The 20,231-nt window shown below is 68.0% G+C and carries 17 protein-coding genes; 9 read left to right on the top strand and 8 right to left on the bottom strand.

Annotation, left to right across the window (positions count from 1 at the left end):
- Positions 1-1,030: 1,030 nt before the first annotated feature.
- The gene (locus tag ACQEVZ_RS55745; RefSeq protein ID WP_433384132.1) at positions 1,031-1,756 is read left to right on the top strand and encodes a hypothetical protein; all 726 of its coding nucleotides are present in this window, start codon (positions 1,031-1,033) and stop codon (positions 1,754-1,756) included.
- Between the two features lie 80 nt (positions 1,757-1,836).
- Here the strand turns inward: ACQEVZ_RS55745 and ACQEVZ_RS55750 are convergent, their stop codons facing one another.
- The gene (locus ACQEVZ_RS55750; protein ID WP_433384134.1) at positions 1,837-2,481 is read right to left on the bottom strand and encodes a hypothetical protein; all 645 of its coding nucleotides are present in this window, start codon (positions 2,479-2,481) and stop codon (positions 1,837-1,839) included.
- Positions 2,482-2,655: 174 nt separating this feature from the next.
- Between ACQEVZ_RS55750 and ACQEVZ_RS55755 the strand changes: the two genes are divergently transcribed.
- The 3 genes from ACQEVZ_RS55755 to ACQEVZ_RS55765 all read left to right on the top strand — a co-directional run bounded on the left by ACQEVZ_RS55755 (position 2,656) and on the right by ACQEVZ_RS55765 (position 8,827).
- Positions 2,656-3,972 (top strand): ISAs1 family transposase, encoded by a 1,317-nt coding sequence (locus ACQEVZ_RS55755; RefSeq protein WP_433383962.1) that lies wholly within the window; start codon positions 2,656-2,658, stop codon positions 3,970-3,972.
- A gap of 174 nt (positions 3,973-4,146) precedes the next feature.
- Entirely contained in the window at positions 4,147-8,361 is a 4,215-nt protein-coding gene (locus ACQEVZ_RS55760; RefSeq protein WP_433384136.1) for an OTU domain-containing protein, read from the top strand.
- A 58-nt stretch (positions 8,362-8,419) separates the two neighbouring features.
- The gene (locus tag ACQEVZ_RS55765; RefSeq protein ID WP_433383958.1) at positions 8,420-8,827 is read left to right on the top strand and encodes a hypothetical protein; all 408 of its coding nucleotides are present in this window, start codon (positions 8,420-8,422) and stop codon (positions 8,825-8,827) included.
- A 70-nt stretch (positions 8,828-8,897) separates the two neighbouring features.
- On the opposite strand, the gene ACQEVZ_RS55770 is transcribed toward ACQEVZ_RS55765, so the two are convergent.
- The 4 genes from ACQEVZ_RS55770 to ACQEVZ_RS55785 all read right to left on the bottom strand — a co-directional run bounded on the left by ACQEVZ_RS55770 (position 8,898) and on the right by ACQEVZ_RS55785 (position 12,145).
- Entirely contained in the window at positions 8,898-10,145 is a 1,248-nt protein-coding gene (locus tag ACQEVZ_RS55770) for an IS256 family transposase (protein WP_433386186.1), read from the bottom strand.
- 148 nt (positions 10,146-10,293) lie between these two features.
- Positions 10,294-11,085, bottom strand: coding sequence for an IS21-like element helper ATPase IstB (gene istB / locus ACQEVZ_RS55775; RefSeq protein ID WP_433384138.1), 792 nt, complete (start codon positions 11,083-11,085; stop codon positions 10,294-10,296).
- Positions 11,082-11,288 (bottom strand): hypothetical protein, encoded by a 207-nt coding sequence (locus ACQEVZ_RS55780; RefSeq protein ID WP_433384140.1) that lies wholly within the window; start codon positions 11,286-11,288, stop codon positions 11,082-11,084. The genes istB and ACQEVZ_RS55780 overlap by 4 nt, the downstream gene beginning before the upstream one ends.
- Positions 11,285-12,145 (bottom strand): Mu transposase domain-containing protein, encoded by an 861-nt coding sequence (locus ACQEVZ_RS55785; RefSeq protein ID WP_433384142.1) that lies wholly within the window; start codon positions 12,143-12,145, stop codon positions 11,285-11,287. The genes ACQEVZ_RS55780 and ACQEVZ_RS55785 overlap by 4 nt, the downstream gene beginning before the upstream one ends.
- Before the next feature lie 71 nt (positions 12,146-12,216).
- Here ACQEVZ_RS55785 and ACQEVZ_RS55790 point away from each other — a divergent pair, with 71 nt between their 5' ends.
- From ACQEVZ_RS55790 to ACQEVZ_RS55810, 5 genes are all read left to right on the top strand, one after another.
- On the top strand, positions 12,217-12,468 hold the full coding sequence (locus ACQEVZ_RS55790) for a DUF5372 family protein (RefSeq protein ID WP_433384144.1): 252 nt from the start codon (positions 12,217-12,219) through the stop codon (positions 12,466-12,468).
- A gap of 204 nt (positions 12,469-12,672) precedes the next feature.
- Entirely contained in the window at positions 12,673-13,155 is a 483-nt protein-coding gene (locus ACQEVZ_RS55795; protein WP_433376003.1) for a helix-turn-helix domain-containing protein, read from the top strand.
- Positions 13,148-13,420, top strand: a complete 273-nt coding sequence (locus ACQEVZ_RS55800; protein ID WP_433376006.1) for a hypothetical protein — start codon at positions 13,148-13,150, stop codon at positions 13,418-13,420. The genes ACQEVZ_RS55795 and ACQEVZ_RS55800 overlap by 8 nt, the downstream gene beginning before the upstream one ends.
- A 20-nt stretch (positions 13,421-13,440) precedes the next feature.
- Entirely contained in the window at positions 13,441-15,531 is a 2,091-nt protein-coding gene (locus ACQEVZ_RS55805) for a recombinase family protein (RefSeq protein ID WP_433376009.1), read from the top strand.
- Between the two features lie 166 nt (positions 15,532-15,697).
- The gene (locus tag ACQEVZ_RS55810; protein WP_433386186.1) at positions 15,698-16,945 is read left to right on the top strand and encodes an IS256 family transposase; all 1,248 of its coding nucleotides are present in this window, start codon (positions 15,698-15,700) and stop codon (positions 16,943-16,945) included.
- Between the two features lie 45 nt (positions 16,946-16,990).
- Here the strand turns inward: ACQEVZ_RS55810 and ACQEVZ_RS55815 are convergent, their stop codons facing one another.
- From ACQEVZ_RS55815 to ACQEVZ_RS55825, 3 genes are all read right to left on the bottom strand, one after another.
- Positions 16,991-17,779, bottom strand: a complete 789-nt coding sequence (locus tag ACQEVZ_RS55815; protein ID WP_433384146.1) for a helix-turn-helix domain-containing protein — start codon at positions 17,777-17,779, stop codon at positions 16,991-16,993.
- An 87-nt stretch (positions 17,780-17,866) separates the two neighbouring features.
- Positions 17,867-18,772 carry a tetratricopeptide repeat protein gene (locus ACQEVZ_RS55820; RefSeq protein WP_433386188.1) on the bottom strand — a complete coding sequence of 302 codons (906 nt, stop codon included), beginning with the start codon at positions 18,770-18,772 and terminating at the stop codon, positions 17,867-17,869.
- On the bottom strand, positions 18,751-20,205 hold the full coding sequence (locus ACQEVZ_RS55825) for an NB-ARC domain-containing protein (RefSeq protein WP_433384148.1): 1,455 nt from the start codon (positions 20,203-20,205) through the stop codon (positions 18,751-18,753). The genes ACQEVZ_RS55820 and ACQEVZ_RS55825 overlap by 22 nt, the downstream gene beginning before the upstream one ends.
- Positions 20,206-20,231 lie beyond the last annotated feature (26 nt).

Consider the following 20,231-nt stretch of genomic DNA (forward strand, 5'->3'; position numbering starts at 1 on the left):
CAGAATCGCGGAAACCGGCGATGTGCTTTGCGCGCGACCCGCCACTTCGGAGCAGCCCTCCCAGGTGCGGGCCTAGATCAACTGCCTAGCGTTGTTGGTCTACAACACGGGCGAGCCCATCGACCAAACCCGTCGCGGGCCGGATCAGAATCAAATGAGACGGATGAGGCATCGATCAGATCCAGTGAGAAGAGATCAGCTCCACCGAGAACCCACACGGGTTGTGGGCTCTCAACGAATCTGATCCGGCCGTAACCCGCTGGACTGCCCGGATCAGATTCAGTGAGAGGGGTTCACCTCGTCGGGCCTCATCGAATCTGATCCGGCGGAAAAATCCGAGCTGCTGAGGGTCGTTGGCGGCCACTGACGAGGGCGAAGCCGCGTCACGCCACCAGGGCTGCCACTGCTACGGCAAACACCCAGGTCGCACCACAGGCTGACCCGGCGACCAGGATGGCGCGCGGTACCCGTCGCTCGTCGAGCCACGACAGCCAGCCTGCCGCTGTACCCACAAGCAGCCCGCATAGACCCACGACCACGATCCACAACGCGGCCAGCGCAATCCTCGACACCGCAGCCTCCATTCCAGGCGGCCCGCCGGCCCGGCAACATACCGGGCCCAGTCGCGGGCAAGGCAACCGTCGCACCTTCGCCAGTCGCAGGCCAGGACGCTCTGTGACACATCAGCCGCATAACGGTGCGAGCAAAACCGGAGGTCACAGGCACCCGAGCAGGAAGGCGGGAGCGCCTTTCCCCTATCGTTTGGTGCGGCAGAAGTGTCACTTGGGAGGTCAACACGGTGAGCCGACGGGACTTGGAGCGTCAAGTGGCGCGGGTGGACGCCCTGCGGCAGCACGCCGCCGCCTACGAGCGGGCCCGGGGCGAACTCGGAGAGATCTATCAGGTGGGGGGTCGTATCCGGTCCTACTACGCGATCCGCTCTGACCTCGTACACACTCGGCCCCGTAGCGGCGCGGACTCGTCGCCGTCGTCTCCGGCCGGTGCTCTCGCACCGCTCAAGGGGTGGGCGTTGCAGCTGTATCTGATCTCGATCTTCGACGCGCAGTCACGCCGCCCGGCCGGGGCCACCGTAGACCACGCCCGTCCGCTGCACCGAGCTGGCACCGGACCAGCCGGTTGGGCCGAGCTGCTGCCTACCATCACCCAGACCGATCCACCACGGGCGGGTATGCGCCGGCAGGCGGTGCATGCCCTGAATCTCCTCGAGCGCCAGCACCTCGCTGTGATCGCGGGTCGAGGCGGCGTCGCCGGCCGCTACGACGGTGTCCAATTCCTCGACGAGACTGGCGACGGTACGAGGCATACGTGGCTTCGCCGGTACAGCATCCCGCGGGCGGACGCGGCTGGCGAGGTCGTGCAGCTGCCGAAGGCGTTCTTCCTCAATGGGTGGGTGCACGTCCTGACCGCTGCGGAGATCACTTACTACCTGATGATCCTCGATCTGCGCGCTCGCTATCCCGAGAGTGGCCGCGACGGCGTCTTCAAGGTCGCCGCGCAACGGGTCGACCGGTACGGCGTCCGCCGCGACGTGTATGCCACCCATCGGCAGCTCGCCGGATACGGGCTCATCCACCGCCTCGACGACCCGGCCCGCAGCGCGGACGGCAGGATCATCAGACGCTCCAGCCCGCGCTACACACGGCAGCCCTACCGGTTCCGTACCATCAGTGATGGCTTCGACCGGCCTGCCTTGACCACCGTCAGCACTTACCTGCAGTCGCACCTTCCAGCATGAACGCCCGGCACAGAGCGCCGGCGAAGCACCGAGCTCTGTAGGCGTTCTCAAACGGAATAAGCAGCGGGCCGATCGATCGTTCAATGTCCATCGCTAATGTCGTCAAACTCGTCTCGACCATCGCCTGCCTCCCATTCTGGGAGCGATGGTTCGGCGAGCCGCGACGACGGCTCCTCGTATTCGCTCTGGGCACTCTCAATTGCTCGCTCCAAATAGCGCTCCGCGTCATCGAGCGAATCGACGATTTCCTCATCATCCGCAAACGCCCGCTTGTAGGCGGCAATCGTCGATCGGGCCTCCTGGTAGCGGCCTTCAGGGTGGACGTCATCGTCATACCCTTCGGCCGATCGGTCGATCTCATCGAAGATGTTAGGAAGGATCTCCTCCCGGATGCGCTCGAGGAGTTCATAGCGCTCCGATTCGGTAAACAGGCGACATACCGGCTCGTCCAGCCAGCCGCCGTCCATCAGGTCCATCGCTAGCTCTTCGAGCTGTTCGACTGCTTTACATCGGATCGGCTCCGGCAGGGCATCTGCCTCGTTGAGCCTGCCAAGGACCCTCGGCTGCCAATGAGCGTTGATGTATCCGCCGAACCGCAGTAAAGATTCAAGATCCCCTTCGTGGGCGGCTGCCCACAAGCGGAGAAACGCGGGCGAGCAACGATGGACTAGAAACTCGGCGAGAGGGTTGAGGTATGTCGCTCCCGCAGCGGCTTCGAGGTTCACTCGCGGGACTACTCGTGGGTAGAGGCTGGCGGGTATGCACGGCCCCGGCGTTGTTCCGGCTTGAGGTGTTCTGTCCGTGTTGAGGATCGGACAGGGCGGGAGTTGTGGGACGAGCGCGACTTCTGATGATCTTTTGGGTGTCTAGTCCTGAAGATCATCCGTGGAGTCGCGCTCGTGTCGTCATCTTCCCTGATCGACCCTGTTGTTGGCCACCTTGCTGATCTGGCGTTGTGGGAGGCCGAACTCGCCGCGGACCGGGACGGCGTCGATCCGTTGTCGGTGGCGTCGCCGCTGGTGCAGCGGTTGCGGCAGGTGCCGGACCCGCGCCGGTTACGAGGGCTTCGCCATCCGCTGCTGGTGGTTCTGGTCCTGACCGCGTGCGCGACGCTGGTGGCGGGCAACGACTGCGTGACGGCGATCCGGCAGTGGGCGGCGCGGACCCCGCAGGATGTCCTGCACCGTCTCGGAGCTCGGCGTAACCCGCTGACCGGCCGGTACCTGGTGCCCAGCGAACGCACCTTCCGGCGGGTCCTGGCCGGCCTGGACGGTGACGCCCTGGATGCGGCGACCTGCGGCTACGCCGCCGACGTGGTGCGTGGTGACGCCCCGCCTCCGGTGATTGCCGCCACCGCTGACGAACCGGCCGAGCGTGAGCAGCGCCGCGCCGCGGTCCGGGCGGTAACCCACCCGGCGCCGGCAGGGCTGCTGCCCGCGGTCGCGATCGACGGGAAGCTCTTGCACGGCACCCGCACCGAAGCTGGGCAGGTGTTCCTGGTCGCCGCGGTCACCCACGAGCGCGGGGTGATCCTGGGTCAGCGCCAGGTCGGCGACAAGCGAGGCGAGACCACCGTGATCCCCGACCTGCTCGCACCCCTGGACGTGGCCGGCATGCTGCTGACCCTCGACGCGCTGCACACGACGAAGCAGACCGCCCGGCTGATCACCGGACCGCTGAACGCCCACTACCTGCTGATCCTGAAGGGTAACCAGCCCCTCGCGCTGCAGGCCGCGCAAGCGCTGCTATCCGGCACCGACACCGAGTTCGCCGACCGCACCAGCGTCACCGACGATCGGGGACACGGACGTACCGAACGCCGGACCCTACGCGTCGCACTCTGCCACGACACGGTGTTCCCCGGCGCCCGGCAAGTCTTCCGGCTACGCCGCGACACCGGCGGCCTCGACGGCGTACGCACCAGCAAAGAAATCATCCACGGCATCGTCAGCCTCGACGCAGAGCAGGCCACCCCGGCACACCTCAACCACTACGCGAGAGGGCACTGGACTGTCGAGGACCGTCTACATCGGACCCGGGACGTGACCTTCCATGAGGACGACTCCCAGCTCAGAACCGGCACCGCACCACGCGCTGCGGCCACCTTCCGCAACCTGGCCCTGAACACCTTCCGCCTCGCCGGACGCGCCAACATCGCCCACGCCCGCCGCGACCTACACGACCGCACCGACACCTTCGCCGTCTACGGCATCTAACAAACCGTGATCAAAACCGACAAAGAAGAACAACGCCGGGGCCCAAGGTCCCCTGAATGGGGTCGGGGTTGGTTCTGGTGAGGGATGTGTGGTTGTCGATGGTTGTGGGGGTAGTTTGGGGGGATGTCGCAGCCGGGTTTTTGGGATTTTGATGGTTTGTCGTCCGGGTTTGATGTGGACGGGCTGGCGATGGCGATGGATGGGCTCGTGGTGGATGGGCTCGTGGTGGATGGGCTTGATGTGGGTGCTGGTGGTGGTGTGCCGGTCCCGGTGGGTGTGGTGCTCGCTGGGGGTGGTGTTGGTGGGGTGGTTTCCGGGGTTGGGGTGGGTGGGTGGGCGGGTGCGGGTTCTGTTGCCGTGTCTGCTGGGGGGTTTGTGTCGTTGTCGCCTCCTGCTGATGCCGCGTTCGGTGTCGGTTTTGTGGACGGTGACGGGTGGCTGGAGGTTGCCGGGCAGTCGATCTTTCTGGGGGCGGGTGATGGTGGTGTGGCCCCGTTGGGGCAGGTCTGGTTTTGGCATGACCGCACGACGGTGTGGGTGCAGTGGACTGGCGGGCTGCAGATGTACGGCAGGTTCCCTGCAGAGCTCACCGATGCGCAGTGGGACCAGGCGGTTGTTGCAGGGCCGTTGTGGGTTGCCGGGCTGGCTGACGAGGTGTTTGAGCGTTGGGCGGATGAGTGGTTCGAGCGTGTGGGTGAGGTGCCCGCGGATGGGGATTGTTTCTTTCACACGCTGCTTGCTGTGCTGCCTGCCGAGTTTTGGCGGGACAGGCTTGGGATCGACGGTTCGGTGGTTGGGTTGCGGGGTTGGTTGGCCGATCGGCTCACGGAGGATCTCAATTCGGGGGATAGTTGGTTCGCGCCGTTCTTGACGGTTCCTGAGGATGTGTTTGGTTGGGGGGATGCCGAGTGGTGGGCTCTTCGGAATGGGTGGGTCCGTCAGATCCGTGAGCCTGGGCAGTGGAACAACCAGATCGGCGATCTTGCCGCTCACCTGTTCGTGCGGTCGACGGGAGTTCCGCTGCACGTGTACATGCCCGGGTGGGCGGTTCCCATTGATCCGCCCGGGTTGCCGGTCGGGTTCCCGGGCTGGCGCAACGAGCGTGTCCCGGTCGTGCTGCACCGCCAGCACTGGCAGGCTGTCAGGTACCGCCGGGACCGGCAGCCACCCGCCGGGGGCTGGGCCGCGCTCCAACTGCCGGACATCCCCGACTTCCGGCGAGCCTGGCACGCCAACGGCCAGCCCTCCCCATTCCACAGCGTCCCCACCAACCCCACCACCACCAACCCCACCACCAGCGACCCCGCCATCAGCGACCCCGCCAGCACTGGGCTGGGTGGGGGTGATTTCCTGTCGGCGGTGCTCGCGGCGGCTCCGGTCGAGGTCCAGCAGGCCCTCGGGATCGACCGTGTCCCTACCGTCTCGACGGTTGAGTCCTGGCTGGCCGGCCTGCTCATGGACGATCTCACCTCGGCGGAGGCCGGCGGTCAGAGCTGGTCTTCCGGCGTGTTCGTCGATCGGGACGGCGCTGCCGAGCCGGACGTGCCGCAGCAGCGGTTGATCGACTGGATCCTGACGGGTCAGGCGAACATGGCCACAGCAGACCCAGCGGCAGCGGGCTCGGCGGCAGATGTGTTCGTGCGGTATTTCGTCACCGTATCGGGCCTGCCGGTGCAGGTCACCGACGAAGGTGGGAACGTAACCCACATCGATCCGGCCGGGTTCGTGACCGACCCGACGCACCCACGGATACGGCTCTACCGCTGGACCGACGGCCGCTACCAAGCACTCCCGAGCGGATGGTCATCGTTGCCCCCCAACGACGCGGTCACCGGCTTCGGCGCGGTCTCGAAGAGCGGGAACCTGGGGATTGCCGGAAGGCACATCCCTGTGGGGGTTGATGTCGTTCGGGGCCTCCCGGACGACGGTAGGGGGGTCAAGTATTCGTTTACCCGGGACAGACTGTGGCTGGAGAGGCTCTCCGACGGACAGAAATTTGAACGGCGAATCAGCCCACCGTTCACTGACGTGGAGTTGCACAACGCGCGGACTCGTGCGAATCGTGCGCCGCAGGTCGAGAGTGGATGGTCTTCGCAGCCTCCCAGCGACGCGGTCACCGGCGTCGGCACGATCTCGAAGAGCGGGAACCTGTCGATTGCCGGAAGGCACATCCCTGTGGGGGTTGATGTCGTTCGAGACCTCCCGGACGACAAAAGGCGGGTCAAGTATTCGGTTACCCGGGACAGACTGTGGCTGGAGAGGCTCTTCGACGGACAGAAATTTGCAAGGCTATTCAGCCCACCGTTCACTGACGCGGAGTTGCACAACGCGCGGACTCGTGCGAATCGTGCGCCGCAGGTCGAGAGTGGATGGTCTTCGCAGCCTCCCAGCGACGCGGTCACCGGCATCGGCACGGTCACGAAGAGCGGGGAGCTGTCGATTGCCGCAAAGCGCATCCCTGTGGGGGTTGATGTCGTTCGGGGCCTCCCGGACGACGGTAGGGGGGTCAAGTATTCGGTTACCCGGGACGGACTGTGGCTGGAGAGGCTCTCCGACGGACAGAGATTTGAACGGCGAATCAGCCCACCGCTCACTGACGCGGAGTTGCACGACGCGCGGACTCGTGCGAATCGTGCGCCGCAGGTCGAGAGTGGATGGTCTTCGCAGCCCCCCAGCGACGCGGTCACCGGCATCGGCACGATCTCGACGAAAGGGCAGCTGGGGATTGCCGGAAGGCAGATCTCTGTGGGGGTTGATGTCGTTCGAGACCTCCCGGACGACAAAAGGCGGGTCAAGTATTCGTTTACCCGGGACGGACTGTGGCTGGAGAGGCTCTTCGACGGACAGAGATTTGAAATGCTAATCAGCCAACCGTTCACTGACGCGGAGTTGCCCAACGCGCGGACTCGTGCGAATCGTGCGCCGAAGGTCGAGAGTGGATGGTCTTCGCAGCCCCCCAGCGACGCGGTCACCGGTGTCGGCACGATCTCGACGAAAGGGCAGCTGGGGATTGCCGGAAGGCAGATCTCTGTGGGGGTTGATGTCGTTCGGGGCCTCCCGGACGACAAAAGGCGGGTCAAGTATTCGTTTACCCGGGACGGACTGTGGCTGGAGAGGCTCTTCGACGGACAGAGATTTGAAATGCTAATCAGCCAACCGTTCACTGACGCGGAGTTGCCCAACGCGCGGACTCGTGCGAATCGTGCGAATCGTGCGCCGAAGGTCGAGAGTGGATGGTCTTCGCAGCCCCCCAGCGACGCGGTCACCGGTGTCGGCACGCTCTCGAAGAGCGGGCAGCTGGGGATTGCCGGAAGGCAGATCTCTGTGGGGGTTGATGTCGTTCGGGGCCTCCCGGACGACGGTAGGCGGGTCAAGTATTCGGTTACCCAGGACGGACTGTGGCTGGAGAGGCTCTTCGACGGACAGAAATTTGCAAGGCTAATCAGCCAACCGCTCACTGACGCGGAGTTGCACGACACGCCGAATCGCGCGCCGCAGGTCGGGAGTGGATGGTCTTCGGAGCCTCCCCCGGATGCCGTCGAGTACACCGGCACCGTCACGAACCAGGGGTCGCTGCGGGTCGGCAGAAGGATGTTCTATTTGGGGAAGGCTGTCGTCCCCCGAGATGCCTCGAAGGACGAGAGGCAGGCCAAATGTTGGTATACCGGTACTGAGCTATGGGTGCAGATGATTGAGGGCGGACACCGAGTGCAGGTCTCACTCGGTGGGCCGCTCGCTGATCCAGCCTGGGGCGGGGCGTCGGTGGGTGGGGGTGGGCTGGGTCGGGTGGGGGCGTTGCCGTTGCCGCAGTTGATGGACAGCGACGGCGGTGAGGAGTCGGAGTTGCAGCAGTGGCTGGCCATCGACGCGGTAGCGGATCCGGCGGCGTCGTGGGCTGCCTTCGACGCTGTCAGGGACTACCTCACCAGTGATGCGGCGGGTCATGCGCTGGATGCGTTGATCGCCGCCGTCTGGCCGGGCGGCGACCGGTTGTGGACGGATCGGGCGTTGCTGGCGCTGGCCCGGCAGGGGCAGGTGGACTTCGGATACCAGTATCTACTGTCCGGTGATCGCAGCGTGGCGCCCTTGCTGAGGGTGGCCGGGCCGGAACAGTTGTGGGCGTGGGCGGATCTGGTACGCAGCGCTGGGTTCGGGGAAGGGCGGGCCACACTGCTGGAAGCAGTCGCCTCAGCACTGATACCCGGAACCACCGAGTCAGTGACAGCCCGGCTGGCCGCCTCACGCGGTGAGATTGACGTGCATGAGCGGATAGCCGTGGTACACGCCCTGTCCGCAATAGCAGCGGCGGTTTCCCCACAACTCCGGACTGCTCTCAACAAGGTAGCGACCACCCTACTCGGATGCCCCCTCCCTGTCACGCTGATGTGAGACAGCCCGTCTACCAGGGGATACTCTTCCTGGACAGTTGCGAGGAGAGATCATCAGCATGACGTCGAAGCCCCACGAGAACCCGGATCCGGACGCTCGACCCCAGCGGCGGACATTCACCGCAGAGTTCAAAGCGCGGATCCTGGCCGAGTACGACGCGGCGCCGGATGCGGCGGCTCGTGGGGCGATCCTGCGCCGGGAACGGCTCTACGGGTCACACATTCTCGACTGGCGCAAGGCCCGGGATGCCGGAGCCGCGGCTGGCCTGACGGACCGGCGGCAATCGGCTGCGCGGGCAGCGAAGAAGGCCGAGAACGCCGAACTTGCCCGCCTTCAGCGGGAGAACGCTCGGCTGCAGGCCAAGCTGGCCAAGACCGAGACCGCCCTGTCGATCATGGGAAAAGTTCCTTCGCTGCTCTTTGAGCGGGCCCGTTCCGGGCTGAAAATGATCGCGGCCGCTCGCTGACGCCGTGTGGGGTCTGTCAAATTAACGGTGGAAGTGTTGTTCAGGTTTGGGTTTCGGTAGTCGGGGTTGTCTATGTGCGGGGGTTGGAGAGGCGTCCGTCGAAGGTGATCTCGAAGGCGTTGAGAGCCGCCTTCCAGCGGTTGGACCAGCGTTGCCGGCCGCGGCCGGTGGGGTCCAGGGACATGACGGTGAGGTAGAGGATCTTCATCGCGGCCAGCTCGTTGGGGAAGTGGCCACGGGCGTTGACCGCGCGGCGGAACCGGGCGTTGAGACTCTCGATGGCGTTGGTGGTGCAGATGATCGACCGGATGTCGGTGTGGAAGGCCAGGAACGGCACCATCTCCGCCCAGGCGTTGGTCCACAACCGGACGATCGCCGGGTACTTCTGTTCCCAGGCGGCGGCGAACTCGGCGAACCGGTCCAGGGCGGCCTGCTCCGACGGCGCGGTGTAGACCGGCTTGAGCGCGGCGGCGATCGCGGTCCAGTCCTTGCGAGAGGCGTATTTGAACGAGTTTCGCAGTAGGTGCACGATGCACGTCTGGACCACCGTGCGGGGCCAGACGGTGGCGACCGCGTCGGGCAGACCCTTCAGCCCGTCGCAGACGACGATGCACACGTCCTGGGTGCCGCGGTTGCGGATCTCGGTCAACACGCGGAGCCAGAACTTGGCGCCCTCACCGTCACCGTGCTCCCCGGCCCACATGCCCAGGATGTCGCGGTGCCCGTCCGCGGTCACGGCGAGGGCGACGTAGATCGGCCGGTTCGCGACCTGCCCATCACGGATCTTCACCTGAATGGCGTCGATGAACACCACCGGATACACCCGATCGAGGGGCCGGGACTGCCATTCACCCATCGAGTCCAGGACCCGGTCGGTGATCGTGGAGATCGTCTCCTTCGACACCTCCGCGCCGTACACCTCGGCCAGATGCGCCGACACCTCCCCGGTGGTGAGCCCTTTCGCGGTCAACGAGAGGACCAGATCGTCCACACCGGACAGCCGGCGCTGCCGCTTGCGCACGATCTGCGGCGTGAACGACCCGTCCCGGTCCCGCGGCACGTCGAGCTCGACCGGACCGGCCTCGGTCAGCACGGTCTTGACCCGCCGACCGTTGCGGGCGTTACCAGAGGACGTGCGGCCCGCACGCACGTGCTTCCCCGAGCCGAGATGCGAGTCCATCTCGCCCTCCAACGCGGCTTCCAGAACCCGCTTCGTCAGCTGCTGCAACAGACCACCCTCACCGACCAGGCTCACACCCTGCGCCCGGGCCTGCCCCGCCAACCGTGCGATCAGGTCATCGTCGACCAACCCGGCCAACCCCACGTCATCGGCCAGCGGCTGCACATTCGCGTCTGCGGTCATCGTCATCTCGGTGTCCTCTTTGTCTGAGTTACACCGTTAAATTTACAGTCCCGATGAGTGCCAGAGCCCGTAATTCCCCAGGTGGTGGGCCTCGGTTGTAGTTCTACTTGGTGGTGGTCTTGGTTGTCGAGGCGGCGCGGCCGGGTCGTTTGTTTGGTCGGTAGCTGGGTCCGTTCATGAAGATCTGATGGCTGGTGTTGATGAGCCGGTCGAGGAGTGATTCGGCGACGACGGGGTTGGGGAAGAGTGGGTACCAGTCGGTGGGTGACCGGTTGGAGGTGGCGATGAGTGATCGTCCGGCTTGGGCGCGTTCGGAGATGAGTTCGTAGAGGTCGTCGGCTTGTTGTGCGGTGAGTTCGCGCATGGCGAAGTCGTCGAGGATGAGCAGGGCTGGGCGAACGAGTTCGGCGAGGCGGCGGCGGGGCCAGGTGCGGTCGGCGTGGCCGCCGGCGAGGTCGGCGAGGGCGCGGCTGGTTTTGATGAATCGGACGTCGGCGCCGCGGCGGACGGCGAGGTGCCCGAGGGCTTGGGCGATGTGGGTTTTGCCGACGCCGACGGGTCCGTGCAGGACGACGGACTCGCCGGTCTGCAGCCAGCGCAGGGCGGCGAGGTCGCGGATCTGCGCAGCGGGGAGTTTCGGGCTGGCGGCGAAGTCGAACTCCTCCAGGGTGGTGTTCTGCTCGAACCGGGCGTGACGCAGCCGTCGTTGCATGCCCATGCTCTCGCGGCGGGTGATCTCGTCGTGACAGAGGACCTGCAGGAAGTCCAGATGGCCGAGTTCCCCGGCCTGGGCCTGAGCGAGGCGGGCGTCGAGGGAGTGCAGCATGCCGGAGAGTTTCAACGCGCGGAGGCTGTCGCGCAGGGTGGTGTCGACGACGGTGCTGGTGCTGGTCATGAGGTCTCCTGCGGTGCGTAGATGAACTGGTGCAGGGCGATCATCAGGTTCACTCGGTCGCTGCCGGTCAGGTGGGGAAATCCGTGCTGCTGCAGCGTTTCGGCGATGTCGCGGGCCAGGCCGTGGGTGAATCGGGGGTCGTCGGCCGGGGCCGGTAGCGGGTAGGCCCCGGATGGTGTCGCGGCTGCTGCGGGGTCGTTCATGCGAGCGCCGCCGTGTCGGGCGTGGCCCGTTCGTCGTCCCCGCGGCCGTCGTGGTCGTCGCTCGTGCTGGACAGGTCCGCGCCGGTGGCGGTGTTCGTGGTGGGCAGGGGGATGACGTTCGCGAACAGCTGCGAAGGCCCGTGCAGGTGCGCGGCGGCGCCGCCGTCACCCGCGGCGGGTGGCGGCGGGTCGGTCTCGGCGCCGGCGGCGAGGACGCCTTTGACGGTCCGGTAGGACGGGTCCCCGACCGCGATCGCTCTGCTGCAGGCGGCCTCGAGGCGGGTCGGGGTGTGTTTGTCGGCGAGGCCGAGGACACCTTGGGCGGCGCGGAGCCGGAACAGGGCGTTGACCTGCAGCAGCTCGGCGATGACCTGGACGCAGGCGGGGCCGATCTCGGCGGCGCGGGTCCGGAACCAGGCCGGGGTGCGCATTCGGAACGCGATCTTCTCCGGCGGGTAGTGGCTGAAGTCGGTCTGCTTGCCCTGCGGTTTCCGGCCGTGCGTGGCGATCAACTGTCCATTGTGGAAGAACTGGACCACGGTCGGGGTGGAGCGGGCGTCGACGCGTCGACCCAGATACCGCCACGGGATCGAGTAGATCGTCTTACCGACCTTCGCGTGGATGTCCGGCCCGACCATTGCGGTGGACCACACGGCAAGGACAAACGGCTTACCTGGCAACGGTTGCAGCGTCTCAGCCTCGAGCGCGGCGAACACCGCGGCGGGCGCGGCACCAGCCAGCGGTCGTGACGCCCGCCGCCCGGCGACGTCCCGGCACCAGTCCACCGCCGCGGACTGCATCTGGGCGACGGACGTGAACTGCCGACCGCGCCAGAAGGAGTCCCGGACATACGGCATCGGCCGTTCCACCCGGGCCTTGGACCGAGTCGTCAACTGCACCCGATGAGTCGGGTGGTCGGGTCGTTCATGTGACCCATCCGTTCCATCCGCTGTTCGGGCGGCAGTTCGCGTTCGTGGTCCGCCGCCGTAACTGGGGTGAGGACCGGGTCTTCGTCCACGACGAGTGCGGCGAGCTGGTTTCCTTGCCTACTGGCTGGACCGATATGGCTGAGGTCGACCCGTTCGTGGTGATCGCCGCCGGCCGCAGCCCGTTCCGGGTCGCCGACCTGCTGGACCTAGCCGATCTTGCTGACCAGCTCCGGCCACGGGTCGAGGGCTGACCGAGCTGTCAGGCAAACTATGCCGCATGTGTTAAGCCGATTATGCCGCCGATCGAGTGAGTCTCGATCGGCGGCGTTGTGCCGATGTTCGAATATGCAATCACAGCAGGCATATACGTGAAGTACATCGGCGTGTCATGTCAGATCCGACCTGCACTTCGGCGTAATCTGCCTTACGACAGCTCGCGCGGTGAGGAGGCTCGGATGGCGCGGCGACGCAAGCAGGACCCGAAGGTGCAGGCGCTGCGGGAAGCGCGGACGCTCAACCCGCATCCGGACGCGGTCGCCGATGCCGAGTTCGGCTCGTCCGGGTTCTTCGACGCCCGCGATCTGGTCCAGGTCAAGTACGAGATGGTGCGTAGGGTGCAGGTCGACGGGGTGGCGGTGGCGCGCGCAGCGGCGGCGTTCGGGTTCTCCCGCCCCTCCTACTACGAGGCCGCCGCAGCCCTGGCCCGGGACGGGCTCCCCGGGCTGGTCCCGGACAAGCCGGGGCCGCGCGGCGCGCACAAGCTCACCGACGACGTGCTCGCCCACGCCGAAACGCTGCTCGCCGCCGACCCGGCACTACGCCCGAAAGACCTGGTCGAACCCCTCGCCGCCCGGTTCGGGGTGCGGGTGCACCCGCGCTCCATCGAACGTGGCCTGACCCGACGACGGCAGGCCGGTGAGGGCTCCAAAAGTGGCTGACCAGCCCGCCGCCGACAACGGCGCCGCCGCGCTGACCGCCCGGTACGAGCAACTGCGCCAGGTCGCGCTGACCGGCAACGCGGAGGGCTGGCGCCACGGCCTCGGCGTGCTGGCCACCCGCGGCATGACCGGCTGGATGCACACCTGCCGAACGATCCCACCGCCGCCGGCCGCGCCTCGCTGCGGCACCGCCAACCCGATCGCCGTCGACGCCGCCGCCGAAATCGTTGCGGTCATGGCCGCCATGGCCCTGGCCCACCTCTGAGCGGACAGGAGGACCAGCACATGAACAGCCTCGTACCACCCGCACTGATGAAGGTCACCGCCGAACACCTGCGCCGCAACGCCTACCTGTATGTGCGCCAGTCCACCCTGCGGCAAGTGCTGACCAACACCGAGTCCACCCACCGCCAGTACGACCTGCGTGGCCGGGCCACCGCATTGGGCTGGACCGCTGAACAAGTCATCGTCATCGACACCGACCAAGGCCAGTCCGGCGCCACCGCCACCGACCGCGACGGGTTCCAACACCTCGTCGCCGAGGTGTCCATGGGCCGCGCCGGGATCATCCTCGGACTGGAGGTCTCCCGACTCGCCAGAAACAACGCCGACTGGCACCGGCTCCTGGAGATCTGCGCCCTCTCCGGCACCCTCATCCTCGACGAGGACGGCCTCTACGACCCGTGCAACTTCAACGACCGGCTCCTCCTCGGCCTCAAAGGCACCATGTCCGAAGCCGAACTCCACCTCCTCAAAGGCCGGCTCCGCGGCGGGATCCCGTCCAAGGCCCGCCGCGGCGAGCTGATCCAACCGCTACCGGTCGGGCTGGTCCACACCCCCGCCGGCAAGGTCGCCCTCGACCCGGACACCGGAGTGCAGCAGGCCGTGGCGCACCTGTTCACCACGTTCACCGCCACCGGCTCGGCGTTGGCCACCGTCAAAGCCTTCCGCCAACAGGGCCTGCGCTTCCCCCACCGCATCAACGCCGGCGACCGCAAGGGCGAGCTGATCTGGGGACCGCTGGAGCACTCCGGAGTGCTGCGGGTCTTGCACAACCCCTGCTACGCCGGCGCGTTCTGCTACGGCCGGCACAGCCAACGACCCGCCCCCGGCGGCAAGACCAGCACCGTCACGCTGCCCCGCGACCAGTGGACCGTGCTGATCACCGACGCGCACCCCGGATACATCACCTGGACACAGTTCGAAGCCAACCAGAACCGCCTCGCCGAACTCGCCGTCGCGCACGGCCCCGACCGCCGCCACGGCCCGCCCCGCGAAGGACCCGCCCTGCTGCAAGGCCTCGCCGTCTGCGGCCTGTGCGGCCGGCGGATGACCGTGCGCTACCACACCCGCCGCGGCACCCACCTCCCCGACTACGTCTGCCAGAACGACGGCATCCGCACCGCCACCGCCAAATGCCAGGCCATCCCCGGCGCCGGTATCGACACCGCCATCGGCCAGTTCCTCGTCGACACCCTCACCCCACTCGCCCTGGAAACCGCCCTCGCCGTCGCCGACGAACTGTCCACCCGCGCCGAGGACGCCGACCGGCTCCGCGCCACCACCGTGCACCGCGCCCAACACCACGCCGAGCAAGCCCGCCGCCGCTACCTCGCCGTCGACCCCACCAACCGGCTCGTCGCCGACACCCTCGAAGCCGACTGGAACAGCGCCCTGCGAGAACTGGCCGACGCCACCGACGCCTACGAACACGCGAAATCCGCCGCAGCCACCCTCACCGAGACACAACGGCAACGCATCACCGCACTGGCAGCCGACTTCCCAACCCTGTGGAACAACCCCGCCACCCCACCACGCGAACGCAAACGCATGGTCCGCCTTCTCATCGAAGACGTCACCCTCCGCCGGGACAACGCCATCACCGTCCACATCAGACTCAAAGGCGGCCAGCACCACACCCTGACCCTGCCACTCCCACTGGCCGCCTGGCAGCTGCGCCAAACCCCACCCCACGTCGTCGTCGCCATCGACGAACTCCTCGACGACCACACCGACTCCCAGATCGCCGCCATCCTCACCGGCCGCAACCTCACCAGCGGCACCGGCCAACCCCTCTACGGCCGCCTCATCGGCCAAATCCGCCACCACCACCAACTGCGCAGCCACACCCAACGGCTCCGCGACGCCGGACTGCTCACCCTCACCGAAATCGGCCACCGGCTGGGTGTCTCACCCAACACCGTCAAGACCTGGCGCAACAGAGGACTGCTCACCGGACGCCTCGCCAACGACAAAGGCGAATACCTCTACCAACTACCCGACACCGACCTACCACGACCACGCCCCGGCCGCCCACCCCGCAACCCCAGCACCACCAAAACCACGACCGCATCAACCACAAGGAGCGCAGTATGAAGCAACCTCTTTCGCCCTTGGTGCCCGTGGTGGTGTGCGGAGTACGTCGATGCCGGCGGCGGTAAAAACGGGACTGTAAAATTAACGGTGTAACTCAGACAAAGAGGACACCGAGATGACGATGACCGCAGACGCGAATGTGCAGCCGCTGGCCGATGACGTGGGGTTGGCCGGGTTGGTCGACGATGACCTGATCGCACGGTTGGCGGGGCAGGCCCGGGCGCAGGGTGTGAGCCTGGTCGGTGAGGGTGGTCTGTTGCAGCAGCTGACGAAGCGGGTTCTGGAAGCCGCGTTGGAGGGCGAGATGGACTCGCATCTCGGCTCGGGGAAGCACGTGCGTGCGGGCCGCACGTCCTCTGGTAACGCCCGCAACGGTCGGCGGGTCAAGACCGTGCTGACCGAGGCCGGTCCGGTCGAGCTCGACGTGCCGCGGGACCGGGACGGGTCGTTCACGCCGCAGATCGTGCGCAAGCGGCAGCGCCGGCTGTCCGGTGTGGACGATCTGGTCCTCTCGTTGACCGCGAAAGGGCTCACCACCGGGGAGGTGTCGGCGCATCTGGCCGAGGTGTACGGCGCGGAGGTGTCGAAGGAGACGATCTCCACGATCACCGACCGGGTCCTGGACTCGATGGGTGAATGGCAGTCCCGGCCCCTCGATCGGGTGTATCCGGTGGTGTTCATCGACGCCATTCAGGTGAAGATCCGTGATGGGCAGGTCGCGAACCGGCCGATCTACGTCGCCCTCGCCGTGACCGCGGACGGGCACCGCGACATCCTGGGCATGTGGGCCGGGGAGCACGGTGACGGTGAGGGCGCCAAGTTCTGGCTCCGCGTGTTGACCGAGATCCGCAACCGCGGCACCCAGGACGTGTGCATCGTCGTCTGCGACGGGCTGAAGGGTCTGCCCGACGCGGTCGCCACCGTCTGGCCCCGCACGGTGGTCCAGACGTGCATCGTGCACCTACTGCGAAACTCGTTCAAATACGCCTCTCGCAAGGACTGGACCGCGATCGCCGCCGCGCTCAAGCCGGTCTACACCGCGCCGTCGGAGCAGGCCGCCCTGGACCGGTTCGCCGAGTTCGCCGCCGCCTGGGAACAGAAGTACCCGGCGATCGTCCGGTTGTGGACCAACGCCTGGGCGGAGATGGTGCCGTTCCTGGCCTTCCACACCGACATCCGGTCGATCATCTGCACCACCAACGCCATCGAGAGTCTCAACGCCCGGTTCCGCCGCGCGGTCAACGCCCGTGGCCACTTCCCCAACGAGCTGGCCGCGATGAAGATCCTCTACCTCACCGTCATGTCCCTGGACCCCACCGGCCGCGGCCGGCAACGCTGGTCCAACCGCTGGAAGGCGGCTCTCAACGCCTTCGAGATCACCTTCGACGGACGCCTCTCCAACCCCCGCACATAGACAACCCCGACTACCGAAACCCAAACCTGAACAACACTTCCACCGTTAATTTGACAGACCCGACAGACCCGTAAAAACCGTGTCGAACGCCGCGGTGAACTTCGTGTCTCGGTCTCGCAGCAGAAGGTGCAGCCTGTCGGCGTGCTGGTCGAGGTTCATGAGCAGATTCCGGGCCTGCTGGGTGACCCAGTCGCCGGTCGGGTGCGTGGTGACGCCGGCGATGTGGACCTGGCGGGTGGCGAGTTCGACGAAGAACAGTACGTGGATGCGTTTGAGGAGCACGGTGTCGACGGTGAAGAAGTCGCAGGCCAGGATCGTGTGGGCCTGGGCGGTGAGGAACTGCTGCCAGGTGGGTCCGGTTCGACGGGGTGCCGGGTCGACGCCGGCCTGGTGCAGGATCTTCCAGACGGTGCTGGCCGCGATCCGGTAGCCCAGACGAACCAGTTCACCCTGCACGCGGCGGTGGCCCCACGTTGGATTCTCCGCGGCGAGCCGCAGCACCAGTGCACGGAGCTCCCGGTCGATGGGTGGCCGGCCGGGCCGTACGTGCGGATACGTCCAGTGCCGGGCGATCAGTTGCCGGTGCCAGCGCAGCAGCGTGGCTGGGGTGACGAAGAACGCCGACCATTGTGGACGGGGCAGCAGCCGCGACAGCGCCGCCAGCACCACCCGATCCGCGGGCTGCAGGTCGGGTCGATGCACCTGCCGACGAAGCACCGCCACCTGATGCCGCAACACCAGCAGTTCGACGTCCTTCGCGCCGCCATCCCGGGCGAGCTGCGTGAGCAGCTGCAGGATCTGACGTAGGAGCAGGTACACCAGCGAGGCTGCCACGCCCTGAATCATCCCAGCTACCGGCAGCTGAGCCACGGACAAATCCGCACGTCACAGCCACCGAACCGAATTTACGAGCCGCACAGGTCAGAACCGTTGCGTGGGACCCGCCGCCGGCCTCGCCGCTGGCCTCGCCGCCAAGCGCGCCCGCAGGTCGTCGGCCTCCGGCATGCCGAGCTCGGCGTAGATCGCGAGGGCCCGCTCGTGGTGCGAGCCGGCCGGTGCCAGGTCGTACAGCGCCTCGTGGGCGTCGCCGAGGCCGTGGTGGGCGCGGGCCTGCTGGTCGCGGGCGGCGGCGATCGTCGCGGCGGCGAGCGCGGCCTCGTGGTGGGTGAGGGCGCCGGCCGGGTCCCCGAGGGACAGGGCGGCCTCGCCGAGACCGTTGCGCGCCCACGCCTCGCCGGTGCGGTCGTGCCCGTCGAGGAACAGCGCGAGGGCCCGCCGGTGGTACTCGGCGGCCGACTCGATCCGGCCGAGGCGGTGCTCGACGATGCCCAGGTCCGTCAGCGCGCTCGCCTCGCCGAGCAGGACGCCGGTCTCCCGGTACAGGTCGAGGGACCGCTGCTGGTGCTCGGCGGCGGGGCCGTAGCGACCCATCCGGTCCTCGGCCAGGCCGAGCATGTTCAGGGCGCGGGCCTCGCCGACCCGGTCGCCGGCCTGCCGCCACAGCCGGATCGCGTACTCGAAGGAGGCCACGGCCGACGGGAGCCTGCTGAGCCGGGCCGCGACGACGCCCAGGTTGGTGACGGCGCGGGCCTCGCCGGCCGGGTCGCCGAGGTCGGCGAACAGGGACGCGGCGCAGGAGAGATGCTCGGTGGTGGCGTCGAAGCGGCTGAGCCGAACCAGCGCGACGCCCAGAGCGGTGCGGGTCGTGGCCTCGCCGGCCAGGTCACCGGCGGCCCGCACGGCGTCCAGGGCGTGGCCGTGCACGGCGACCGCGTCGGCCGGCTGCCCGGCGGCCAGATACCGGGTCAGGATCGAGGCCAGGTGCACCGCGTGCGACGGCCAGCCGTCGGTGGCGGTCTCGGCGACGATCGCGAGCAGCGTCGCCCGCTCGCCGTCCAGCCAGGCGTGCGCCGCGTCCCGGTCGGCCGGCACCGGGGGCACGGTGCCGGGCGTCGGCGCCGGGCGTCGGCGCCGGGCACACGGTGCAGGTCTGCGATGCGGCCGGACCGTGGACAGCGTCGCAGGAACTCGCGCTGGGTGTCGACGACGTCGTACTCGGTGGCCATGCGCCCAGGCCGAGGCCCTCCTGGAAGTACGTCGGTGAACAGCACGCCCGTCGCGGCGGCCGCGGCGGCCAGGTAGTGGTCGAACATCCGGCTGCGCGGGCCGTCCACCGGCCGCTCGGCCTGCCCGGCGGCATACGCCCGGAGCAGGTCGTGCATGCCGTAGCGGCCCGGCCCGGTCCGGTGCACGAGGTGCGCCCAGGCGAGGACGTCCAGGGCGGCCCGGGCCTCGGCGGGGCTGCCGCCGGTGAGGCTCACGGCGGCGTGCACGTCGAGGTCGGGGCCCGGGTGCAGACCGAGCAGCCCGAACGCGCGCGCCGCGGCCGGCGGCAGGTGCCGCAGCGACCATGACAGCACCGCCGACACCGACGCCCGCGGATCGTCCCCGCCGACGAGCACGGCCAGCCGCCGCCGCTGGTCGTGCAGCTCGGCGACCAGGTCGGCCAGGGTCGCGTCGGGCCGGGCGACGACCAGCTCGGCGGCGACCCGCAGCGCCAGGGGCAGCCGGGCGCACTGCTCGGCGAGGGTGGCGGCATCGCCGGGCTCGGCCTGGGCCCGCGCCCCGATCAGCCGACCCAGCAGCGCGTTCGCGTCGCCGGGTGGCAGCAGGTCGACCTCGACGCGCTGCGCACCGTCCACGGCGACCAGCCCCGGCAGGGTGTCGCGGCTCGTCACGAGCGCCGTGCAGGACGCGGTGCCGGGCAGCAGCGGCCGGACCTGGTCGACCGACGACGCGTTGTCCAGCAGCAGCAGGACGCGCCGGTCGGCGATCTCGGTGCGGAACCGGGCGGCCCGGTCGTCCTCTTCGACGGGGATGTCCTGCGCGGCGACGCCGAGCGCGGTCAGGAACCGGGCGAGCGCGTCGGCGGCGGCCACCGGCTGTGCCGGGTCATACCCACGGAGGTTCACATACAGCTGGCCGCCGGGGAACCGGTCGCGGACGTGATGGGCCCACCGGACGGCGAGGGCGGTCTTGCCGACGCCGGCGGCGCCGGTGACGACCGCGACGAACACCGCGGTCGGCTGTTCGGCGGCCGCGGCCGCCATCGCGTCCAGGGCGGCCAGCTGCGCCTCCCGCCCGGTGAACGTGGACACGTCCGGCGGCAGCTGCGCCGGCACCCGCCCGGCCGGCGGCGCGAGCGTGGCGGTGTCGGCGGCGATTGACCTACCAGGGCGGCACTGGCGACACGGGGGCACCGGTGCCGCTGAAACGGGGGGCGGAA

This window comes from Dactylosporangium sp. CA-152071 (genome assembly GCF_050936335.1).
Taxonomy (GTDB): Bacteria; Actinomycetota; Actinomycetes; order Mycobacteriales; family Micromonosporaceae; genus Dactylosporangium; species Dactylosporangium maewongense.